The sequence below is a fragment of the Metabacillus sediminilitoris genome (assembly GCF_009720625.1).
In the GTDB taxonomy this organism is placed as follows: Bacteria; Bacillota; Bacilli; order Bacillales; family Bacillaceae; genus Metabacillus; species Metabacillus sediminilitoris.
This window is the reverse complement of record NZ_CP046266.1, coordinates 4,543,642-4,561,690: the sequence shown is the minus strand read 5'-3', so window position 1 is coordinate 4,561,690 and position 18,049 is coordinate 4,543,642. Positions and strand designations below refer to the sequence as shown.

At 34.5% G+C, this 18,049-nt stretch carries 25 protein-coding genes and 1 riboswitch; of the genes, 18 read left to right on the top strand and 7 right to left on the bottom strand.

Annotated elements, in window-relative coordinates; genetic code table 11:
- Positions 1 to 88 precede the first annotated feature (88 nt).
- A complete protein-coding gene (locus GMB29_RS22045) occupies positions 89 to 325 on the top strand; it encodes a hypothetical protein (RefSeq protein ID WP_136357358.1) in 237 nt (78 codons plus the stop codon).
- Between the two features lie 70 nt (positions 326 to 395).
- Here GMB29_RS22045 and GMB29_RS22040 read toward each other — a convergent pair whose 3' ends face one another.
- The 3 genes from GMB29_RS22040 to GMB29_RS22030 all read right to left on the bottom strand — a co-directional run bounded on the left by GMB29_RS22040 (position 396) and on the right by GMB29_RS22030 (position 1,532).
- Complete coding sequence (locus GMB29_RS22040; RefSeq protein ID WP_155443935.1) at positions 396 to 572, bottom strand: hypothetical protein; 177 nt, start codon at positions 570 to 572, stop codon at positions 396 to 398.
- Between the two features lie 62 nt (positions 573 to 634).
- On the bottom strand, positions 635 to 916 hold the full coding sequence (locus GMB29_RS22035) for a hypothetical protein (protein ID WP_136357356.1): 282 nt from the start codon (positions 914 to 916) through the stop codon (positions 635 to 637).
- Positions 917 to 938: 22 nt separating this feature from the next.
- A complete protein-coding gene (locus GMB29_RS22030; protein WP_136357354.1) occupies positions 939 to 1,532 on the bottom strand; it encodes a helix-turn-helix domain-containing protein in 594 nt (197 codons plus the stop codon).
- Positions 1,533 to 1,789: 257 nt separating this feature from the next.
- Here GMB29_RS22030 and GMB29_RS22025 point away from each other — a divergent pair, with 257 nt between their 5' ends.
- Positions 1,790 to 2,977 carry an aminotransferase-like domain-containing protein gene (locus GMB29_RS22025; protein ID WP_136357352.1) on the top strand — a complete coding sequence of 396 codons (1,188 nt, stop codon included), beginning with the start codon at positions 1,790 to 1,792 and terminating at the stop codon, positions 2,975 to 2,977.
- Positions 2,978 to 3,038: 61 nt separating this feature from the next.
- Entirely contained in the window at positions 3,039 to 3,362 is a 324-nt protein-coding gene (locus GMB29_RS22020) for a hypothetical protein (RefSeq protein ID WP_227551404.1), read from the top strand.
- 181 nt (positions 3,363 to 3,543) lie between these two features.
- Here GMB29_RS22020 and GMB29_RS22015 read toward each other — a convergent pair whose 3' ends face one another.
- Positions 3,544 to 4,083 carry a helix-turn-helix domain-containing protein gene (locus GMB29_RS22015; protein WP_136357444.1) on the bottom strand — a complete coding sequence of 180 codons (540 nt, stop codon included), beginning with the start codon at positions 4,081 to 4,083 and terminating at the stop codon, positions 3,544 to 3,546.
- A gap of 159 nt (positions 4,084 to 4,242) precedes the next feature.
- Here GMB29_RS22015 and GMB29_RS22010 point away from each other — a divergent pair, with 159 nt between their 5' ends.
- Genes GMB29_RS22010 through GMB29_RS22000 form a run of 3 tightly spaced genes read left to right on the top strand, consistent with a single transcriptional unit; the run spans position 4,243 to position 6,149 of the window.
- The gene (locus GMB29_RS22010) at positions 4,243 to 4,899 is read left to right on the top strand and encodes an alpha/beta hydrolase (protein ID WP_136357348.1); all 657 of its coding nucleotides are present in this window, start codon (positions 4,243 to 4,245) and stop codon (positions 4,897 to 4,899) included.
- 1 nt (position 4,900) lies between these two features.
- A complete protein-coding gene (locus tag GMB29_RS22005; protein ID WP_136357346.1) occupies positions 4,901 to 5,683 on the top strand; it encodes a dioxygenase family protein in 783 nt (260 codons plus the stop codon).
- Between the two features lie 40 nt (positions 5,684 to 5,723).
- A complete protein-coding gene (locus tag GMB29_RS22000) occupies positions 5,724 to 6,149 on the top strand; it encodes a DoxX family protein (RefSeq protein ID WP_136357344.1) in 426 nt (141 codons plus the stop codon).
- A gap of 291 nt (positions 6,150 to 6,440) precedes the next feature.
- A riboswitch (cyclic di-GMP riboswitch) is annotated at positions 6,441 to 6,523 on the bottom strand.
- Between the two features lie 190 nt (positions 6,524 to 6,713).
- Here the strand turns inward: GMB29_RS22000 and GMB29_RS21995 are convergent.
- On the bottom strand, positions 6,714 to 7,277 hold the full coding sequence (locus tag GMB29_RS21995) for an FAD-dependent oxidoreductase (protein ID WP_136357342.1): 564 nt from the start codon (positions 7,275 to 7,277) through the stop codon (positions 6,714 to 6,716).
- A 204-nt stretch (positions 7,278 to 7,481) separates the two neighbouring features.
- Between GMB29_RS21995 and GMB29_RS21990 the strand changes: the two genes are divergently transcribed.
- The 5 genes from GMB29_RS21990 to GMB29_RS21970 all read left to right on the top strand — a co-directional run bounded on the left by GMB29_RS21990 (position 7,482) and on the right by GMB29_RS21970 (position 12,255).
- Positions 7,482 to 8,069, top strand: a complete 588-nt coding sequence (locus tag GMB29_RS21990; RefSeq protein WP_136357340.1) for a nitroreductase family protein — start codon at positions 7,482 to 7,484, stop codon at positions 8,067 to 8,069.
- A 216-nt stretch (positions 8,070 to 8,285) separates the two neighbouring features.
- Entirely contained in the window at positions 8,286 to 9,233 is a 948-nt protein-coding gene (gene trhO, locus GMB29_RS21985) for an oxygen-dependent tRNA uridine(34) hydroxylase TrhO (RefSeq protein WP_136357338.1), read from the top strand.
- A 248-nt stretch (positions 9,234 to 9,481) separates the two neighbouring features.
- Positions 9,482 to 9,781, top strand: coding sequence for a hypothetical protein (locus GMB29_RS21980; RefSeq protein WP_136357335.1), 300 nt, complete (start codon positions 9,482 to 9,484; stop codon positions 9,779 to 9,781).
- An 83-nt stretch (positions 9,782 to 9,864) separates the two neighbouring features.
- Positions 9,865 to 10,689 carry a phosphosulfolactate synthase gene (locus GMB29_RS21975; RefSeq protein WP_227551403.1) on the top strand — a complete coding sequence of 275 codons (825 nt, stop codon included), beginning with the start codon at positions 9,865 to 9,867 and terminating at the stop codon, positions 10,687 to 10,689.
- A 303-nt stretch (positions 10,690 to 10,992) separates the two neighbouring features.
- A complete protein-coding gene (locus GMB29_RS21970) occupies positions 10,993 to 12,255 on the top strand; it encodes an MFS transporter (protein WP_136357333.1) in 1,263 nt (420 codons plus the stop codon).
- Positions 12,256 to 12,259: 4 nt separating this feature from the next.
- On the opposite strand, the gene GMB29_RS21965 is transcribed toward GMB29_RS21970, so the two are convergent.
- Positions 12,260 to 12,730, bottom strand: a complete 471-nt coding sequence (locus GMB29_RS21965) for a DUF441 domain-containing protein (protein ID WP_136357332.1) — start codon at positions 12,728 to 12,730, stop codon at positions 12,260 to 12,262.
- A 38-nt stretch (positions 12,731 to 12,768) separates the two neighbouring features.
- The gene (locus tag GMB29_RS21960; protein WP_136357330.1) at positions 12,769 to 13,485 is read right to left on the bottom strand and encodes a 2-phosphosulfolactate phosphatase; all 717 of its coding nucleotides are present in this window, start codon (positions 13,483 to 13,485) and stop codon (positions 12,769 to 12,771) included.
- Positions 13,486 to 13,764: 279 nt separating this feature from the next.
- On the opposite strand from GMB29_RS21960, the gene GMB29_RS21955 reads away from it, so the two are divergent.
- From GMB29_RS21955 to GMB29_RS21925, 7 genes are all read left to right on the top strand, one after another.
- Entirely contained in the window at positions 13,765 to 14,673 is a 909-nt protein-coding gene (locus GMB29_RS21955; protein WP_136357328.1) for a YIEGIA family protein, read from the top strand.
- Between the two features lie 3 nt (positions 14,674 to 14,676).
- Entirely contained in the window at positions 14,677 to 14,892 is a 216-nt protein-coding gene (locus GMB29_RS21950) for a capping complex subunit for YIEGIA (protein WP_136357326.1), read from the top strand.
- Positions 14,893 to 15,239: 347 nt separating this feature from the next.
- The gene (locus GMB29_RS21945; protein ID WP_136357325.1) at positions 15,240 to 15,542 is read left to right on the top strand and encodes a WXG100 family type VII secretion target; all 303 of its coding nucleotides are present in this window, start codon (positions 15,240 to 15,242) and stop codon (positions 15,540 to 15,542) included.
- 34 nt (positions 15,543 to 15,576) lie between these two features.
- Positions 15,577 to 15,750: a hypothetical protein gene (locus GMB29_RS21940; protein ID WP_155443934.1), complete on the top strand. Its 174-nt coding sequence runs from the start codon at positions 15,577 to 15,579 to the stop codon at positions 15,748 to 15,750.
- Positions 15,751 to 15,800: 50 nt separating this feature from the next.
- The gene (locus GMB29_RS21935; protein ID WP_155443933.1) at positions 15,801 to 15,947 is read left to right on the top strand and encodes a hypothetical protein; all 147 of its coding nucleotides are present in this window, start codon (positions 15,801 to 15,803) and stop codon (positions 15,945 to 15,947) included.
- Positions 15,948 to 15,982: 35 nt separating this feature from the next.
- Positions 15,983 to 17,230 carry a hypothetical protein gene (locus tag GMB29_RS21930; protein WP_136357323.1) on the top strand — a complete coding sequence of 416 codons (1,248 nt, stop codon included), beginning with the start codon at positions 15,983 to 15,985 and terminating at the stop codon, positions 17,228 to 17,230.
- An 8-nt stretch (positions 17,231 to 17,238) separates the two neighbouring features.
- Complete coding sequence (locus GMB29_RS21925) at positions 17,239 to 18,036, top strand: hypothetical protein (protein WP_136357321.1); 798 nt, start codon at positions 17,239 to 17,241, stop codon at positions 18,034 to 18,036.
- Positions 18,037 to 18,049 lie beyond the last annotated feature (13 nt).

Below are 18,049 nucleotides of genomic sequence, written 5' to 3'. Positions count from 1 at the left end.
ATTTTATCAAATTAAGAGTTTAAGTTAATTTTTTATTTCATAGAGTGGAGATTTGTATAGTTGAAGATGGGAGAGTGTAATATTAAATATGGATAATAAGAGAGCAATGAAGCGAATTATTGGTACGGTTATTGTTGAAAAGGGTAAGTGCTTCATTAAAATGGAAAATGGTAATCTTGTTGAACTAAAGGATGAAGATTTTATAGAGGTTCGTAACGGGAATGAATTTCATCGAATCAAGTTCGAAGTATTAATAAACACAAAGTCAGGGGAAGGGAACCCGGCTTTTTCGGGTATGGATTGTCAAGCTAAGATTACTCGGTAATTATCTCGAAAAGTAATTAAAAGAGAAAGAGTGAAAATTTGTTATCCAGTTACATAGCATATGGATCCAGCTAATTTTCCTCTTTACATCCATCTATATTTACTAATTCTAGCCGTCTTTTATCCCATCCTACATGAACTTTGCCTGTCCCATCACAAATTGGGCACTTCTTTTTTATTATTGGTAATAAATTCGAACGTAATTTGCCGTCTCCTGTACAATTTCTGCAAATTTTAATATAAGACAAGAAAACACCCCCTTAATTATGACAAGATGCTTTTCTTGGTGAAAGAATATACCCGTACTGTATTATTTAGAAACGTGGTCCTTTTGTTGAAGTAAATCATCTTTAGTAGCAATACGAAAAATCAACTCTAACTTAATGTCTTTTTCCGCAATTTCATGTGCCTTACAAATACTTTCCTGAAACCCTTTATTATATTTAAGCATCATTAAGAGATCCTTAAAATCTGCCACTCCAAAAACATCTTTTATGGTATCTTCATATTTCAACTGTAAGCCTGTTGCCAATTTACATATCCCTGTTTCAGGGTTCTCTAAAAAGTAGATTGCTTTTCCGTTTATTTCCAACCAAAACACCCTTTCAAAAACTTTATTTATTGATAATTCCTGCTCCGGATTGAATATGTGGACTGGAATAATAGATTGACATTTGAAATTCACATATATCCTCTTTTAGATTTAGATAGACTTGACAAACATCAGAAGAGAAAGAGATTGCGTCACCTTTTTTTAAGGTATTACCATTATCTTCTCCAATTTCAATCGTTAATTCTCCAGAATGAACAGTAATTGATTTTAATACACCTAATCCGGTTGGAGAAGATATATGTTTACATCCCGGCAGCATACGAATCCGATAAATTTCTAGAGGTATACCAGGTGAAGCAAACGTATTATACGTTTCAAATAAATTATTATCTTCTTTTAAAAATGGTTGTTCCTCTTTTCTAAGAATCTTAATAGAGGGATCCCCTATTAGAAAAGAAGCAAAAGGTATTTGTAATCCTGCTGCAATTTTCCAAAGGATTGCAACAGTTGGATTAGATGAGCCACGTTCAATTTGACCAAGCATTGGTTTACTAACACCGGTTAGTTCAGCAAGATCTTCTAAAGATAGCTGGCGCTGTTGTCGATAAAATCGTAAACGTTGACCAATCTGAGTTGATAAGAAGTTTTTATCCATATGCTACTCCTAAGCTGTATGTTATATTAATGCTACTTTTATATTATAACATATAAATAAAATTCAAGGTTTTTAAAACTTTCATGATAATTTTCTGAATATTTAGTTTAGAAGCTTGATTGTTTCACGTTTTGTGTTATATGATATGTAAATGGTAAAGGATGTATTTACAGCTTAAATTTCACGAAAATTCCAAAGAGAAACATAATATTGAAATTTGTGAATTTTATACTTTATAAAAAGGGAAGGGACATCTTATGAATTATTCATTTGCAGAATTAACAAAGAACTATAAATCATCTGCAGTAAGGGAAATTTTAAGTGTTATTCAGCAAGGTAATGTGATTTCCTTTGCAGGAGGATTACCTGCTGAAGATTTATTTCCTTTAGATGAAGTTCAAACAGCTTATGATAAAGTGTTTGCCTCAGGAAAAGGATCTCTACAATATGGTTTAACTGAAGGATTTACGCCACTTAGAGAGGCTATTCAAGCGAAAATGGCAAGTAAAGGAATTCATACAGCAATAGATAATATTCTAACAACTACAGGGTCTCAACAAGCAATCGATTTATTTTCAAGGATTATCCTCTCTCCAGGGGATGTTGTATTAACCGAAAATCCAACATATTTATCTGCATTGCAAGTATTCAGATCATATGGAGCAGAAATCGTTTCGGTCGATGGAGACGAAAATGGTATGGAATATGAGAATTTAGAAACGAAAATTAAAAAATATAATCCGAAATTTATTTACGTTATCCCTACTTTCTCTAATCCTGATGGGAAAGTTTGGAACATAGAACGTCGTCGTCAGCTGTTGGAGCTCTGTCAAAAATATCATGTTCTCATTCTTGAAGATGATCCTTATGGAGATATTCAATTTAATGAGGGGGAAGTTTATCCACCTATTGCAGCACTTGATTACAACCAAGAACATGTACTCTATACAAGTACGTTCTCGAAATCAGTTGTTCCAGCATTACGAACGGGTTGGGTAACAGGACCAGTACCTGTCATGAAAATGATCACGCAAGCAAAGCAAATGGCTGATTTGCATTCAAGTTCGATTGATCAGCAAGCACTCTATTATTTGTTACGTGATTTTAACCTTGATGGCCACATTCAACGTTTAAGAGGTGAATATTATCATCGAATGACGATTATGAGAGACTATTTGAATAAGTTAGAGCCAGGGTTATTTACTTGGAAAGAGCCAAAAGGCGGTATGTTTTTGTGGGTAAAAGGCCAAAAGCATTTAAATACAGCGTCCTTACTCAATGAAGCAGTGAAAAAAGGTGTTGCCTTTGTTCCTGGTGCGCAATTCTATGTTGATAATCCGGAATATCATACATTCCGCTTAAACTTTAGCCATTCTACACCGGACAATATTAAACTTGGTATGGATCGTTTAGTCGATGTCTTACTAAATCCCGTAATGATCTAAGTATTTTACAAATTCCCCCTACATATAGTAATAATATATGTTTAAATCAGGGGTGAGGAAATTGTATGCACGTTTAGTAGTCTTTACATTAGGGGATGGGAAGAGACTCCTTGCTGAGAAAATCACAAAAGAATTTGATAAAGTTTCTAGAACATTAAGAGGCTTTAGAGGTAATGTGTATTTCTTTGACGATCGTGTCGGTGAATACCGTGCTTTAAATTATTGGGACACGAAAAGTGATGCAGAAGATGCCAACGAGGTTATGTTTCCAAAATTAGAAAATGAACTTTCAAATATAAGTGAGAAAAAACCAGTTGTAAAAATGTTTGAAGTATATGATCCAGCAGATAGTCAAGGGGTAATGTTTTCGCATATGAAAATTTAATAGAATTCTTAATGGATAGGGATAACAAAAATTGTTATCTCTTTTTGTTTAGCTTTTAGTCAACATGAGAAAAAGTTAATAACAATGCACTAAGTAAATAGGTAATCCGTATTTTAAGTCTTAAAAGGAGAAACATTATTGGTTTCTCCTATTAATCTGACCTGTAGAAAAAATTAGATCATCAAAGTAGATCCCCAAGCTCACTATCTGAATATGAAGCAATTAACACCTTCGCGGTTTCCTCGCCAATATTTTCAACAAAGTGTGGAACACACGCATTCCAGCTGAATGAATCACCTTTTTCAATGATTGCTGAGTCCTCACCTTGTGTGGCAAGAACTTTCCCCTCCATAACGATATGGCACTCTTCTCCCTCATGGGCATGTGGTTCACCAGTTGAAGTTCCAGGGGGAAATTCAACGATCTTCATTCTTAAACCGCCTTTTGACGTTAAATGCTCAATTTTTAAATTATTAAATGTAGAGAAACCACGTTCATTTTTGCGGACGACATTCATTTGTTGATTCTTCTCTAACAATAAGTATGGTAAAGGTACATCTAGAAAGCTAGCTATCGTTTGTAATGTACTAATAGAAGGGGAAGTATTATTGTTTTCGATATTGCTTATGAATCCTTTTGATAAACCTGTTTCCTCACACATTTGTGCAATTGTGATTTTTTTTCTATTTCTGATTGCACGGATTTTTGCCCCGATATCCAATTGTATCACCTCGAAAGTTTCCTAATAAAAAACTTAATTACATATTAGCAAAAAAAACATTGACAATCTATAGCTAACGTTGTTATCTTATAAGAAATTAATATTCTTATAGAGAAACTTTTTATATCTTCCCCAATTTATTATTGAAAGGACGATGTGATGGTGCAATCACCTATGATCTACGAACTTCGCAAACCGAAAGAAATAGACCCTGAAAAATCATATCCTGCGTTATTCGTCTTACATGGAATAGGCAGTAATGAACAAGATATGCTTTCATTAGTTGATGGATTAGAAGACACATATTATATCTTTAGTATTCGAGGACATTTAATTCAGCCACCAGGATTTGCCTATTTTACAATTCAGGGATTTGGCAAACCGCACCGTGATGTTTTTGATGTAGCTGTAAATAAATTGCTTCATTTTATTGATTATGCATGTGAAGCATATCCAGTTGATCGAAACCAAGTATACTTACTAGGTTTCAGCCAAGGTGCCATTCTTTCAATGACACTTGGTTTAACGCTGGGCGATCGTATCAAGGGTATTGTTGCCCTAAGTGGTTATATCCCTGCTTTCGTCAAGGAAGAATACAAAATCAAGAATGTCGAGCAGTTATCTTTGTTTATTTCTCATGGTGAACTGGATCAAATTCTGCCTTTTGAGTGGGGATTAGCTAATAATGAGCTATTTAATAAGCTTGGAGCAAATGTCACGTTCAAAACGTATAGAGAAGGTCATACGGTAGCACCTAATAACCTTCGTGACTTTAGAACATGGTTAGAAACGAAAGCTAGAGAGGAGGATTTGTAACATGATTCCATCTTTCTTTATTGCACACGGAGCACCACTATTAGCGATTGAAAATAATGACTATACGCAGTTTTTAAAAGAATTAGGTCAAACAATGCCAACTCCAAAAGCGATTGTCTTATTTTCAGCTCATTGGGAGTCTCATGTGCAAAAGGTTAGTCAAGTCGATGAATATAGTACGATTTATGATTTTGGGGGATTCCCTGAAGCGTTATATCAAATTCAATATCTTGCAAAAGGAAGTCAGGAGCTTTCCAGAGAAATAGAGGAATTGTTTACAAATCAAGGTTTACACTATGAAATCGATACTAGTCGTGGATTAGATCATGGCGCTTGGATTGTTCTTAGGATGCTTTATCCAAATGCTGATATTCCGGTCGTATCGATGTCTGTAAATCCGCATCTCTCACCAGAAGAACAATATAAAATTGGAAAGTCATTATCGATGTTAAGAGAAAATGATATTTTAATTATTGGCAGTGGGGGAACTGTTCATAACCTAAGAGCGGTCAAATTCCATGGAGACAATGGACCTGTTGATAAGTGGGCATTTGAATTTGATGAATGGTTAGCTCATCAGTTGAAAACCTGGAATATAGAGTCACTATTCAATTATGATGCTCTTGCACCAAATGCACAATATGCCGTTCCTCCATATGGAAAAGAGCACTTTGCCCCCCTTTTCTATGCAATGGGAGCAGCTGCTGATCAAAAAAAGGCAACATTACGACATCGCAGTTATCGTTACGGTAACTTAAGCCATAGTGTATGGCAATTTGGATAATATATTAAAAATTAAAAATTATTAATGGAGGTAAATAAGAATGAATTCAAAATTTGCTTGGAGTACAGTCATTTTACGTGTAGTATTAGGGATTACATTTTTTATCCATGGGTTAGTAAAATTTCAAGGTGGTATTGAAAATACAGTAGGTTGGTTCGATAGCATTGGAATTCCAGGATTTTTTGCTTACGTTGTTGCATCACTTGAATTAGTTGGTGGCTTATTATTAGTTGTCGGTTTTGGAACTAGAATCGTAGCTGCTTTATTCGTATTGTTAATGCTTGGTGCAACTTTTAAGGCTAAATTAGCTCTTGGGTTTTTAGGAAATGGTCAAATGGCAGGCTATGAGCTAGATATCGCTTTAATGGCTATCGCCTTATTTCTTGCAGTTAATGGAAGTAACATGTTATCACTTGATCAAGCTGTATTTAAGGGTCAACAAAACAACAATGCAAAGGCTGCATAATAGTATCTTACAAAAGAGCATTACTTCATTTAGAAGTAATGCTTTCATTTTACCAGGATAAATAGGAGAAAAAAGACATCAATATAGTTAAAAAGCGGTAATTGTCATGGGGGTAAGTGATCATCCTATTTCCTTCGTAATAAGAAAAAAAGACCTCGAAAATTATCGAGCTCTACGTTTTTTACCACATCTAACACATTCGTCGGAATAAAAACTATATTTATGATTTCGAAATAAAAAGCTGCAAAAAATGGATTTAATCTTCAAATGAATCGTCTCCTTTGAATAAAACCCGGCAGTCCAGCCATCATAGTTTTCACCTTAGATCTGTGACTTTGTGTCCCTATTTTTCAACAGGTTTACCATTAACTGATCCAATTACTATGAATTAATTAGGATAGTTAAAGAGTACTATATATTTTTCGTATGAATAGTTAATTTTTTGTAAATTTGTAAAAATTAATTATTTGTTGAGGTTGTATGCCTTTATGGTGAAAGGTTAGATAAGTGAAAACACTAAAGCAAAATCAAAAGGCCGACCCAATAGAGTCAGCCATAAAGCTTTTATTTTAGTACATCGTGATCTACATATCTTTCCCCGTTAAGCTCACTAATAATATTTATTGCAACACGGGCACCATCGCCTGCTGTAATAATCGTATGTACACTAACTCCAGCACAAGTACCAGCAGCCCAAATACCTTCTACATTCGTTTTCCCATTCTTATCTACTTCGAATACTGTTTTTATACGAGGTTCTTGTCCTGGGATTGTCGCTAATCCAACTTTTTCAGCAAGAGCTACTACTGCCCCTGTTGCAACAATGACATGTTTAGCAGAGTATGAACCATTTTCCTCGGTTTGTACTTCAATACCAGTTTCGTTATTTTTAATATCCACTACAGTACCAGTTACGATTTCAGATCCAAATTTTTGTGCTTGCTTGATACCTGTTTCAACTAATTCTGGACCAGAGATTTCTGCTACTCCATAATGATTTTCCACCCAAGCTCGTTTTGTCATCCCTTTGTCGTTATCAATCATTAATGTTTTTTTTCCAGCTTTTGCTGTGAAAAGGGCTGCACTTGCACCAGCAGGTCCTGCTCCAATAATAATAATGTCAAACATTTAACTTCGTCCTTTCAAGTGGAATGAATGCCTTTACATTACATTATAAAGGCATTCTTCCATAAGTTGTAGTGATTGGGCTTAAGATTATATCTCATTATACAATATACTTGTGAACAAGAACCGTTTTCATTAAGATATTGGTAGAAACATATAATAATAAGAATGGATTTCACGATAAATTTGTTAGGAGTGTGTACATATATGGATGTTCTAACAGCGATATCGACGAGAAGAAGTATTGGTGTAGTAAAACCTGATCCTGTTCCGACCGAATTAATTAATAAAATACTTGAGGCTGGCACTTGGGCTCCTTCCCATCATCGCACAGAGCCATGGAAGTTTTTTGTTTTAACAGGTGATGCCCGAAAAAAACTTGGAAATACACTTGCTTCCATTTTAGAATCAACACTTGAAGTACCTCTAAGTGAAGAAGGGAAAAAACGATTAGAAAAAGAAGCGGCTAAACCTCTTAGGGCTCCAGTGATCATTGCTGCAGCTGTCGAACCTACTATTAATGACAAAGTATTAATAAATGAAGAATACGCTGCTGTCAATGCTGCGATTCAAAATATGCTGCTAGCCGCACATGCGCTAGGGTTAGGTACAGTTTGGAGAACAGGTAAAGTCTGTTATTCACCTGAAATTAAGCAATTATTCGGTTTATCAGACAAAGGTGAAATGTTAGGATTTATTTATTTAGGCTATCCTAATATGAAGGAAATCCCTGGAAAAAGAAAGCATTACTCAGAAGTAACGAAATGGTTTGATCGTGATGAACATTTCTCTTAACTTTAGTGAAAATGAAATAGATATGTGGAACGCGGTTAGAATAAGACTAACCGCGTTATTTTAGTTTGTTCAAAAAATAGGATTGCTTTTTTATTGAAAATTTGTTTTAATAAGATGTTGCTTTTTAAGTATAATGATTATTTAAAAAGTGTATAAGCAAGTTAAACATCTCTGTAAGTATATCTTGCAAATATAAATATAGAAGGTGGAATTATTATGGAAACAAAAGAATATCGAGTATTATTATATTATCATTATGTAACAATCGAAAATCCAGAAGAATATACACAACAACATTTAGAGTTTTGTAAAAGTTTAGGATTAAAAGGCAGAGTGCTTATTGCTCATGAGGGAATTAATGGTACTGTATCTGGTACAGTTGAGCAAACAGAAAAATATATGGCACATATGAAAGCAGATCCTCGTTTTAAAGATATGGTATTTAAAATAGATGAAGAAGAAGATCATGCCTTCAAAAAAATGCATGTACGTCTTCGCCCAGAACTTGTTACTTTACGTTTAGAGGATGATATTAACCCTCTTGAGGTAACTGGTAAATATTACAGTCCAAAAGAATTCTATGAAGCAATGCAGGAAGAAAATACTGTTGTGATAGATGCAAGAAATGATTACGAGTATGAGTTAGGTCATTTCAAAAATGCAATTAAACCTGACATTAAAACTTTTAAAGAATTGCCAGAGTGGATTCGTGAAAACAAGGAACAATTTGAAGGTAAAAAAATCTTAACATATTGTACAGGTGGAGTACGCTGTGAAAAATTCTCAGGTTGGTTAAAAAGAGAAGGTTTCGAAGATGTAGCACAACTTCATGGTGGAATCGTCACATATGGTAAAGATCCTGAGGTAAAAGGTGAATTATGGAACGGCCAATGCTATGTTTTTGATGAGCGAATTAAAGTTCCTGTAAATCGTGTAAATCCAGTCGTTGTAGGTAAGGACTACTTCTCAGGAGAACCTTGTGAACGCTATGTAAATTGTGCAAATCCTGAGTGTAATAAGCAAATTCTATGTTCTGAAGAAAATGAGCATAAATATTTGAGAGCTTGTAGTGATGAATGCAGAGAACATCCAAGAAATCGCTATGTTGCTGAGCATGGATTAACAGAGGAACAAGTAAAAGAAAGACTTGCAGTACTTGCTTAATTTGGTAAGAGATCCCTTTCTAATATAGGAAGGGATCTTTTTTGTTAAGTAAAATTTGACTGAGAGCTGAGGGGAATTTTCACATAAATCTCTTGTTGCCTTTAGATATAACAAAAATAACCTAACGTAAAATGATAGTAACCCTTTGTGTATTTTTTTGTATTGTTTAGCAATGATAAAAGAAAATACTAAAAATTTTAATGTAAGCTAGATCATTATCTTACATAATGGAAGGGAGTTATAATTCATTGTTATATTTTCAACCTGAATTTCGAAATCAGCAAGGGGAAATTATTAATGTAGTCGATAGTTATGGTAAAGCGATCGGATACCTCGCCTACTTATATAAAGGAGAAAATGATCTTTATATTATGGGGCAGTTAGATAATCCAGGAGAGAAGCAGAATTTTATTGACATTACGTCTAAATACATTGACGGCCTAAAAAAATCTATTCTTGGAAACGGTGAAAAGGAACCTAATTTATGTATCCATCTCGGCGGTGAGGCAATTGATATAGATAATAATTGTGATGATCAAAACCAGTAGAGATTTTCAGAAGAACCTCTCCTTATTCTGATGCATAGGATGGTTTACATAGACAATTACCCATTAATGAGGAGGGGCGTTCTGTGAAATATCTGCAAAATAACTGTCATCCGCAACTTAGTGATCCATCTGGAGAAAGGGACTCTAAGTCAAAAGATTTAGGTTTAACCATGTTAATTGATAAAGGAATTGGTTTATCTTTTTTTGAGGAGTTATTACAGCTATCAGGACAATATACTGACTATATTAAGCTTGGTTTTGGTACAACTGTGCTGTATCCATATGATCTTTTGAAAAAAAAGATCGAATTAGCCAAAAATGCGAATGTCATTTTATATCCAGGTGGAACATTATACGAAATCGCTGCACATCAAGGGGTTTTAAAAGAGTATTTCGATTATATACAGAAATTAGGGTTTGACCATATTGAAATTTCTGATGGTACAATCGACTTACCTTATCGAATTCGACGAAAGACGATTAAGGAAGCTCTTGAAAGGGGATTTACGGTAATAACTGAATGCGGAAAAAAAGCTGCTGGCAGTCATTTTGAAGTGAAAGATTTAGAACGTACTCTTTATTCTGATCTTGAATGTGGTGCTTCTTATGTCATAGTTGAAGGCAGGGAATCAGGGGAAAATGTAGGCATATTTAATGCTAAAGGTCTTATTGATAAAGAATTCCTCCTCGATATTGAAACAAAGATTCCTAATGATATAAGAAAATTTCTCATATGGGAAGCACCACAAAAAAAACAACAAATTGAGTTAATTCAATTTTGGGGGAGAAACGTTAATATAGGAAATGTGCAATGCGAAGATTCCTATAATCTGGAATGTCTTAGAAGAGGACTTAGATTTGATACTTTTCCACTAAACAGATCTCAAGCTATTATGCAGATCGATTAATATGAAATGATGAAACTGGAGGAGAGTGATTCCTAATCCAGTTTTTTCTTTTTAGAGAAAGCCACTAGCGAGATACCTTTCTTTTTATATAACGAATCTACCTTTTTAAAACATAGTTTTAGCAATCTCTTATCATCTTCCACATAGGCAACATGAATAAAGTTTTTATTCTCCTCCATTGTTAATAACTGGGGTTTAATGATGGGAATAATTAGTTGGAGTTTATTCATCTATCGGTTTGTATCAAATATTTAGTTAAGGGAAATGGTAACAGAGTACAGACAATATATTGGAGGAAGGCAAATGCAAGCAAACCAAGGAAAGGCAAACATATTTGCTATCGCACTTATCCCGTTAGTAATGGTATTGGGAAACTCTATGTTGGTACCTGTATTGCCAACAATGAAATCAAAATTGAATTTATCTGAATTTCAAGTAAGTCTAACAATTACGGCTTTTTCACTAGCAGCTGGTTTAATCATCCCTTTAGTTGGTTATTTGTCTGATCGATTCGGCCGTAAGTGGATTATTGTCGTATCTTTGATCATTTACGGGATTGGTGGAATTATTTCGGGATTTGCAGCTTGGTCTCTGGAAAAACCATATATGATCATCCTAATCGGAAGAATTATTCAAGGTATTGGGGCTGCAGGAACTTCTCCAATAGCAATGGCTTTGATTGGTGATGTTTATTCCGGAGCAAAGGAAAGTAAAGCACTTGGTATCATTGAATCAACAAATGGATTAGGGAAAATTTTATCACCTATTATTGGGTCACTAATTGCTCTAATTATCTGGTATGCTGTGTTTTTTACTTTCCCAATTCTTTGTTTTGCAACAGCTGTTTTTGTTTGGATTGGTGTAAAGGAAAAGAAGAAAAAGCAAGGAAAGCCTTTGCCAGAGTATCTTGGGGCATTAAAGCAAATATTTAAACAAAAGGGCAAATGGCTTGTTCCAGCGTTTTTTGTAGGATCAGTCGGCTTGTTTATCCTTTTTGGCGTTTTATTTTATTTGTCAGAAATGCTGGAATCAGAATATCAAATTGACGGAATAATCAAAGGCTGTATACTCGCGATTCCATTATTAGGGATGGTTATAACAGCCTATATTACCGGTGCAAAAATAAAGCAGAACAAACCGTTAATTCGAAAGATCATGATATTCGGATTATTACTATTAACTGCTTCTATGTTAACTGTATCCTTTTTTAAACAAATATATCTATTGATTGGGTTTTTAACACTTGGCAGCATAGGAACTGGACTTTTGCTACCATGCTTAAACACTTTAATTACAGGAGCTGTTGAAAAAGCAGAACGGGGCATGATCACATCTTTATATGGTAGTGTTCGTTTTCTTGGTGTAGCATTTGGTCCGCCGCTATTTAGCTGGTTAATGAAGATCTCTCATAAAACTGTCTTTTTTTCTATGGCAGGTTTAAGCCTTGTGACGTTAATTTTAGCCTTTTTTTTCATTAAGCCGAGTAAAAACAGTAAAGGAGAATCAGAGAAAAACGAACAACTCTCTACGCTTTTTAAAAAACGTGAAAAGTTAACCACAACATAATGAATTAGAATACTTTTGCTAAAAAGTGGATGATTTTCATTAATAAGGCAGTGATTGCTGCTGCCATAAGAGGGCCAACAGGAATCCCGCGTAAAAAAACGATTCCGATAATAGAACCAACCACAAGACCGACAATCATGTGGGGTTCGACACGAAGCATTTCCAATCCTTTTCCGTTCATATATGTAGCAAGCGCTCCTCCTGCTAAGGCAACAGCTCCAGAAAGTGTGGAGAGGAGGAGTAAAATATCTTTCCCAGAAATTTTACCACTGGCAAATGGTACTAAAACAGATATCGTTAAAAATAAAAGGCCTAATTCCAGACCACGCCGTTCCAACATCGGGAAAAATCGCTCGAGCGAAGTTAATTTTAAAACAAGTAAAATGCTGGCTGCAGTGGCAATAATCGGTGAACGACCAATTAAGCCTACTAGTATAAGAATAACAAGCGATAATTCACCTGCAGAAATCATCATTGCCCTTCAACCCCTGTCCCATATTCTACTATTCAGATTTATGTATAGGACAATGAAAGTATTCTATTTCCTTTAAAAATTGGGACAATCTTTACAATGTTTGTTTGACCGCAGTATACAATATCCTCTGTGTTATGATTTTTAACCAATCTTTTTCCGGTAGTAGTTGAAAAAAGAAGGGGAGATAGTTGATTCTCAAGCTGAAGATAACAGGCTTCCATTGCAACTGAGAAATCACAAGTCTCGATTGTAGGTACCTGTTTCTTTGCTAAATAAACCATTAATCCTGCTGCAAGTCCATCCTCTAAAGAAAATTCATTTCGCGTACCTGCACAATATAATGTGATGTCACGGCTCTGAGTCAATGCATCATTTATACAAGCTGCTGCATTAAGAAAACAGCCAATTAAAAGCCGATGTGCTTTAGATGCTTTTTCAATAGCTTTCGTCCCATTTGTCGTTGTAAGGACAAGGTCTTTTCCAATATGTCGTTCTTTCTTAAGGGCAGTAGGAGAATTATTATAATCAAAACCATCAAGTTGCTTACCGTGCCACTCACCTGCAATGATGGTATTAGATGACCGTAATGCTAATGCTTCTTTTGCTGATCTAACTGGTATGACGGAAGCGAAGCAGGTTTCTAAAGCAGTGACAATTGTACTTGATGCTCTAAGGACATCAATCACAATAACTGTTCGGTCATAAACATGCTCTTCCTTAATTTCTTCAACTGTTTTAATTGTATCAATTCGCATATTTTTCCCCCTTTTAGATTTACAAAACTTAATGTATGACAACAACGATAAAAAGATGATCTGTGGATACTTTAAAACAACCCTTTTTTAACAATGAAAGCTAGTTTGCCTTTTTGCACGCCTGCCCCGCGGAAAGCGAGCATCTCTCGCTGCAATCAACCACACCGCACTACTAGGTAAATAGCAACAAAGTTTGCGAAAACAGAATTAGAATAAAATGAATGCTTCTCATATGTTTTGTCAAAACTTCTAGAATGACAAAAAAATGAAGGGGTTTATATGGAAGGAAATGAATTGTTAGAATCAGCTGATTTAAGGGTTATTATTACAGCTATTATTATCGGTACATTTGCTCGTATTATTACATTGAAAGAGGATTTTCGTCAGTATCCAAGCTATCCAAATGGATATTTAATTCATCTTATAACAGGCTTTATTGCTTCGGCATTAGGTGCGGTAGCTCTACCAGCATTATTAGTTAAAAACTTTATAGCCGTAACCTTTCTAACAATAGCTATCCAGCAGTTTCGGGATGTACGTAAAATGGAAAAAGAAAGTTTAACTGACTTAGAGGAAACTGAATTCACTTTCCGAGGAAAAGCCTATATCGATGGCATTGCAAAAACCTTTGAAGCAAGAAACTATTTTTCCCTAGTTGTAGCTTTAGTTACATCTATCACAATTAAACTAGTTCCAATAAAGGGATGGATCGGGATCTCAATTGGGGCTGCAGTAGGTCTTATTATTTTGTTTTTATTAGTTAGAATATCTAAAGGAAAAACGATTGGTGATATTGCTGAAGTGAAAGAAGGTACTATTGAAGTAATAGGATCTGAACTTTATGTTGATGGAATGTTTGTCAGTAATCAATTAGGAAGTGACGAAGCGCAAAAAATGTTTAAAGACGAGGGGATGGCCATTGTCATCTATCCAAATAAAGATATTTTCCGAATAAATTTGGATAATTTTGGCCAACGACAGGCTGCACTCTTTGAAGCAACAAGAAGCTTAGGTCTAAAACGTTATCAATTTACTAGGAGAGACTTTGAAAACGGAAGAGTAGTTATTGCTCTAGTCCCGATAAAAAAAGATATAGACGCGTTTATTGAAGTGGTCAAAAAATGTCCTTTATTAGAAAGTGTTAAAAAGACAAAATCCGTGATGAAAACAAAGCTGAAAGGATGGTAATGAATGGGACGGGAATCGAATGTTAATCCTAATTATGATATCTTAGCACTTATTACGTTGGATAAGGACAGAATTCTAGGCGGTAAACAATTATCATTATTAGCACATAATGAAGAGGAACAAAAAGAAATGACAGCCGACATTGCAAAAGCATTAAAAGGTGAAATAGTTAGAATGAAAACAACAAACGATTATTTGATTATTAGAGCCAGTAAGTAACAAATTTTTTTCCTCAACATATTTACCTCAACAATCTTGTTGGTCATGGTAAAAACTACGTTGGACCGTTTTGATAAAATGAAAGAAAAGTTGAAAAATGAATGGAATGGATTAATAAATGAGCTGCCTTTAAAGTCATTTCATCATGACTGTGAGGCAGTTTTTTTATTCATGCTAAAAAGTAGACGTTATACCTATACACATTACGAATTTCCGTACTGTAGACTTATGGAAATGGTTTGGTAATTATAGTAATATTTCCTTAGCTTTAATCTGATTGAAAAATAGTAATAATGAGTGTTTGAACAAATCGACTCATATATAATTCCCAATAATGAGGTGATCATATGAATTCGGAGAAAGTTAGAGCCTTAGCAAAAGTATTCCAAGAATCTTCTGAATCATTAAAGATAGATGAGTCTAAGCTCATGCAAAGTGTCCATACAAATACTGCGACATGGACAGGTGAGGCCCGAAATAAATTTGACTCTGTTCTTGATGAAGCAGCTGTTCTATTTCAAAGACATTCTGATAATCTTTATCAAATCAGCAGAGAATTAGAAAGTGCTGCAAATGAAGTTGATCGGGTTAGGGAAGAGATTGAAAGACAGAGAGAATTTGAGCGGCTTGCTTGTATGAGGGATGAGTAGAATATTAAATAAAACAGCTTTATAGAGGTGTAATATGAAACAAAAACCAAACAATAAGGATCGTAAAACTTTAGAAGCGGAAGGCTGGATCTTTCCAGATGAAAATAAGAAGAATAAAGATGGAAGTTTACTCCCTGGCTGCAGTGATTTTTTTGTTGTATTGATTCAATTGAGTGTTTTAGCATATCAAGTTATTAATCTTGTTTGAGACTAGCTTATTAAAAAATATATAATTTATAAATGATTGAGAGGTTTGTAATGGCTCGTAATAAGTATAAAAAAAAGAAAAAAGAAGATGACGGTAAGCAAGGAATGGATGACAACTGGGTACCGGGTTGTGTCGATCTATTTATATTGCCTTTACAGATTAATATAGTTAGCTATCACTTTTTTACTAGAATTTAATGAGAAGAATAAAAGAAAAAAAGAGGTTGATTTAGGTGGGAAATAAAATATCTGTCGATCCAAATAAACTAGAAGACTTAGCAAATGACATAGTCTTACAGTTATCAACAATTGAGGAAGAATATAAGAATCTTCATATGGATCTCGTCAGTCTAATTAGCAGTGCTCCGGCAGAATACAGTCATTGTTTTTATCAAGTAGGTGATCCATGGGGAACAGGAAACCGATTAGCTGACCTCCTGAGTGAAATGGAGATCGACCTTCGAATGACAGCAAATAAATTTGCTGATGCTGATAACCTAGTCGGAAAACTGTATAAATTGCATGAAAAATATGGTGCATTAACAGCTATGGGGGCGTTGGCATCAAAACAACTTGCATTTTACGGTCTAGGATTTACTCAATTTATGAAAAGTGCCGATGATGTATATATTTATAGACATATGACTGCATTAAGTAAATTTTCCGATGTAGTTGATAATTCTAAACTAAAAAATGTAGCAAGAGCTATGTTAAATCCTACATATTTAATGAATAAATATAAGGATAAACCATTTTCAGATTTAATTCATAAAAAGGTTGCGAAATATTTACCAGATGATGTTGTTAAGTATACAGATAGTTCAAAAACTTTTTTTAGAGGGATTCGTAATAACACCTTAGATTCGACAAAATTTAAATCATTTGTTCAAACAGGAGCGAAATTTGCAAAAACAAATGCTGTTAGTACAGTATTATTAACAGGGGCAATGGAAGTAGGCGGTATGGGCCTGAAAGTTTCTGAAAACTATGCTAAATATGGAAACAACCCAGAGATATTAAAGCGAGAAAATGCAAAAGCTGTCGGAAATGCAATTAATAATACTGTAGCTATTTCAGGTGGGTCCATTGCTGGTGCTGTAGTTGGTGGAGCTTTAGGAAGCTTAGCTGGTCCAGTGGGTACGGTAATTGGTGCTACAGCAGGTTCTTTTGTAGGTGGACTTGTTGGAGAGAAAGCTGCTAAATTAACTGCCGGAATAGCAGAAAAAACTGCTTTAATATTGAAAGAGCCAATACATGATGGTCTTGAAGCTATTAAAGGCGGTTTAGAAAAAACAGGTAAAGTTGTTGAAGGTTTTAATAAGGGGGTGGAATTTGTCAATAATCAAATTGAAAGTACAATTGCTGATCCAATAGGAACAGTGAAACAAATAGGTAAAGGGTTATCAAAAGCAAAAGATACGGCGAATTCCTTAGTAGATGGAGTGAAGGATTTTCTTGATGATAAATTCTCATTTATTTAGGAGGACATATGAATACCATTCAATTAAGTATTGAGGAGCTAATTTTTTCATTTTATAGTGAAGGATTATATGAACAGGGTATTTCTATTAAAGAAACCTATTTTCCAACATTGCAAGATTCTGAGTTGAAACTAATGCTAGAATTTGCCTCACGTTCATTGTTAGCAAAAGAGATGATTATGGAAATAGATCATCAATATAAGATAAAACAGGAGTTTTCTTCATTTATTCATACCTTACATTATGCAGATAGAACAGTAAAGGCGTCAAAATTTAACCCTAACTTAGACGGAGAGGAAAGTATTTCATTTCATTTAAAAAATGGAGAGGTTTTTTTACATAAATTATTGCATGACCATCAAGTTCATTACATATCAAAAATACAAGAAGAAGAAATTTTATTAAACATTACTAAGTTTTTTACTATCAATCATTTAGACAAAAGTAGTGAACTGCTTTTTAAGTTGAAAAATGAAGAATTAGAAGACCTTTTAGAGGACGTAAGTCAATCTGGATCTTTACCAGAATCAGTTGTTCAGAAATGGGTAAGTAAAACGAAGAATTCTACTAGTCTCGTACAGTTTTTAGAGGATATCTCTATAAGGAACGGTAAAATGGATAGTTTACTTAGCTTAAAGTATGACTCAGAAAATAATCCAGAGCTTATCGATCTTTATTTTTTCATCCCAGGAAAAACCGAATGCTGGTTAGTTACAAGAGACCAAAATCTTGACCTCAATGTCCAAAAGGCAAATGAGTCATCGATTAAAAACCTTTTATTAAATGACAAGGTTCATTCAGTTTAAGGAGGCTAAAGTT

Excerpts from the sequence above, each read along its gene's own strand:
- GMB29_RS22005 (WP_136357346.1), top strand. The coding sequence starts at position 4,901 with ATGATTCCATCTTTCTTTATTGCACACGGAGCACCACTATTAGCGATT.
- GMB29_RS21950 (WP_136357326.1), top strand. The coding sequence starts at position 14,677 with ATGGGACGGGAATCGAATGTTAATCCTAATTATGATATCTTAGCACTT.
- GMB29_RS22000 (WP_136357344.1), top strand. The coding sequence starts at position 5,724 with ATGAATTCAAAATTTGCTTGGAGTACAGTCATTTTACGTGTAGTATTA.
- GMB29_RS21925 (WP_136357321.1), top strand. The coding sequence starts at position 17,239 with ATGAATACCATTCAATTAAGTATTGAGGAGCTAATTTTTTCATTTTAT.
- GMB29_RS21970 (WP_136357333.1), top strand. The coding sequence starts at position 10,993 with ATGCAAGCAAACCAAGGAAAGGCAAACATATTTGCTATCGCACTTATC.
- GMB29_RS22025 (WP_136357352.1), top strand. The coding sequence starts at position 1,790 with ATGAATTATTCATTTGCAGAATTAACAAAGAACTATAAATCATCTGCA.
- GMB29_RS22045 (WP_136357358.1), top strand. The coding sequence starts at position 89 with ATGGATAATAAGAGAGCAATGAAGCGAATTATTGGTACGGTTATTGTT.
- GMB29_RS22030 (WP_136357354.1), bottom strand. The coding sequence starts at position 1,532 with ATGGATAAAAACTTCTTATCAACTCAGATTGGTCAACGTTTACGATTT.
- GMB29_RS21960 (WP_136357330.1), bottom strand. The coding sequence starts at position 13,485 with ATGCGAATTGATACAATTAAAACAGTTGAAGAAATTAAGGAAGAGCAT.
- GMB29_RS21955 (WP_136357328.1), top strand. The coding sequence starts at position 13,765 with ATGGAAGGAAATGAATTGTTAGAATCAGCTGATTTAAGGGTTATTATT.
- GMB29_RS22010 (WP_136357348.1), top strand. The coding sequence starts at position 4,243 with ATGGTGCAATCACCTATGATCTACGAACTTCGCAAACCGAAAGAAATA.
- GMB29_RS21990 (WP_136357340.1), top strand. The coding sequence starts at position 7,482 with ATGGATGTTCTAACAGCGATATCGACGAGAAGAAGTATTGGTGTAGTA.
- GMB29_RS21995 (WP_136357342.1), bottom strand. The coding sequence starts at position 7,277 with ATGTTTGACATTATTATTATTGGAGCAGGACCTGCTGGTGCAAGTGCA.
- GMB29_RS21940 (WP_155443934.1), top strand. The coding sequence starts at position 15,577 with ATGAAACAAAAACCAAACAATAAGGATCGTAAAACTTTAGAAGCGGAA.
- trhO (WP_136357338.1), top strand. The coding sequence starts at position 8,286 with ATGGAAACAAAAGAATATCGAGTATTATTATATTATCATTATGTAACA.
- GMB29_RS21935 (WP_155443933.1), top strand. The coding sequence starts at position 15,801 with ATGGCTCGTAATAAGTATAAAAAAAAGAAAAAAGAAGATGACGGTAAG.
- GMB29_RS21945 (WP_136357325.1), top strand. The coding sequence starts at position 15,240 with ATGAATTCGGAGAAAGTTAGAGCCTTAGCAAAAGTATTCCAAGAATCT.
- GMB29_RS21965 (WP_136357332.1), bottom strand. The coding sequence starts at position 12,730 with ATGATGATTTCTGCAGGTGAATTATCGCTTGTTATTCTTATACTAGTA.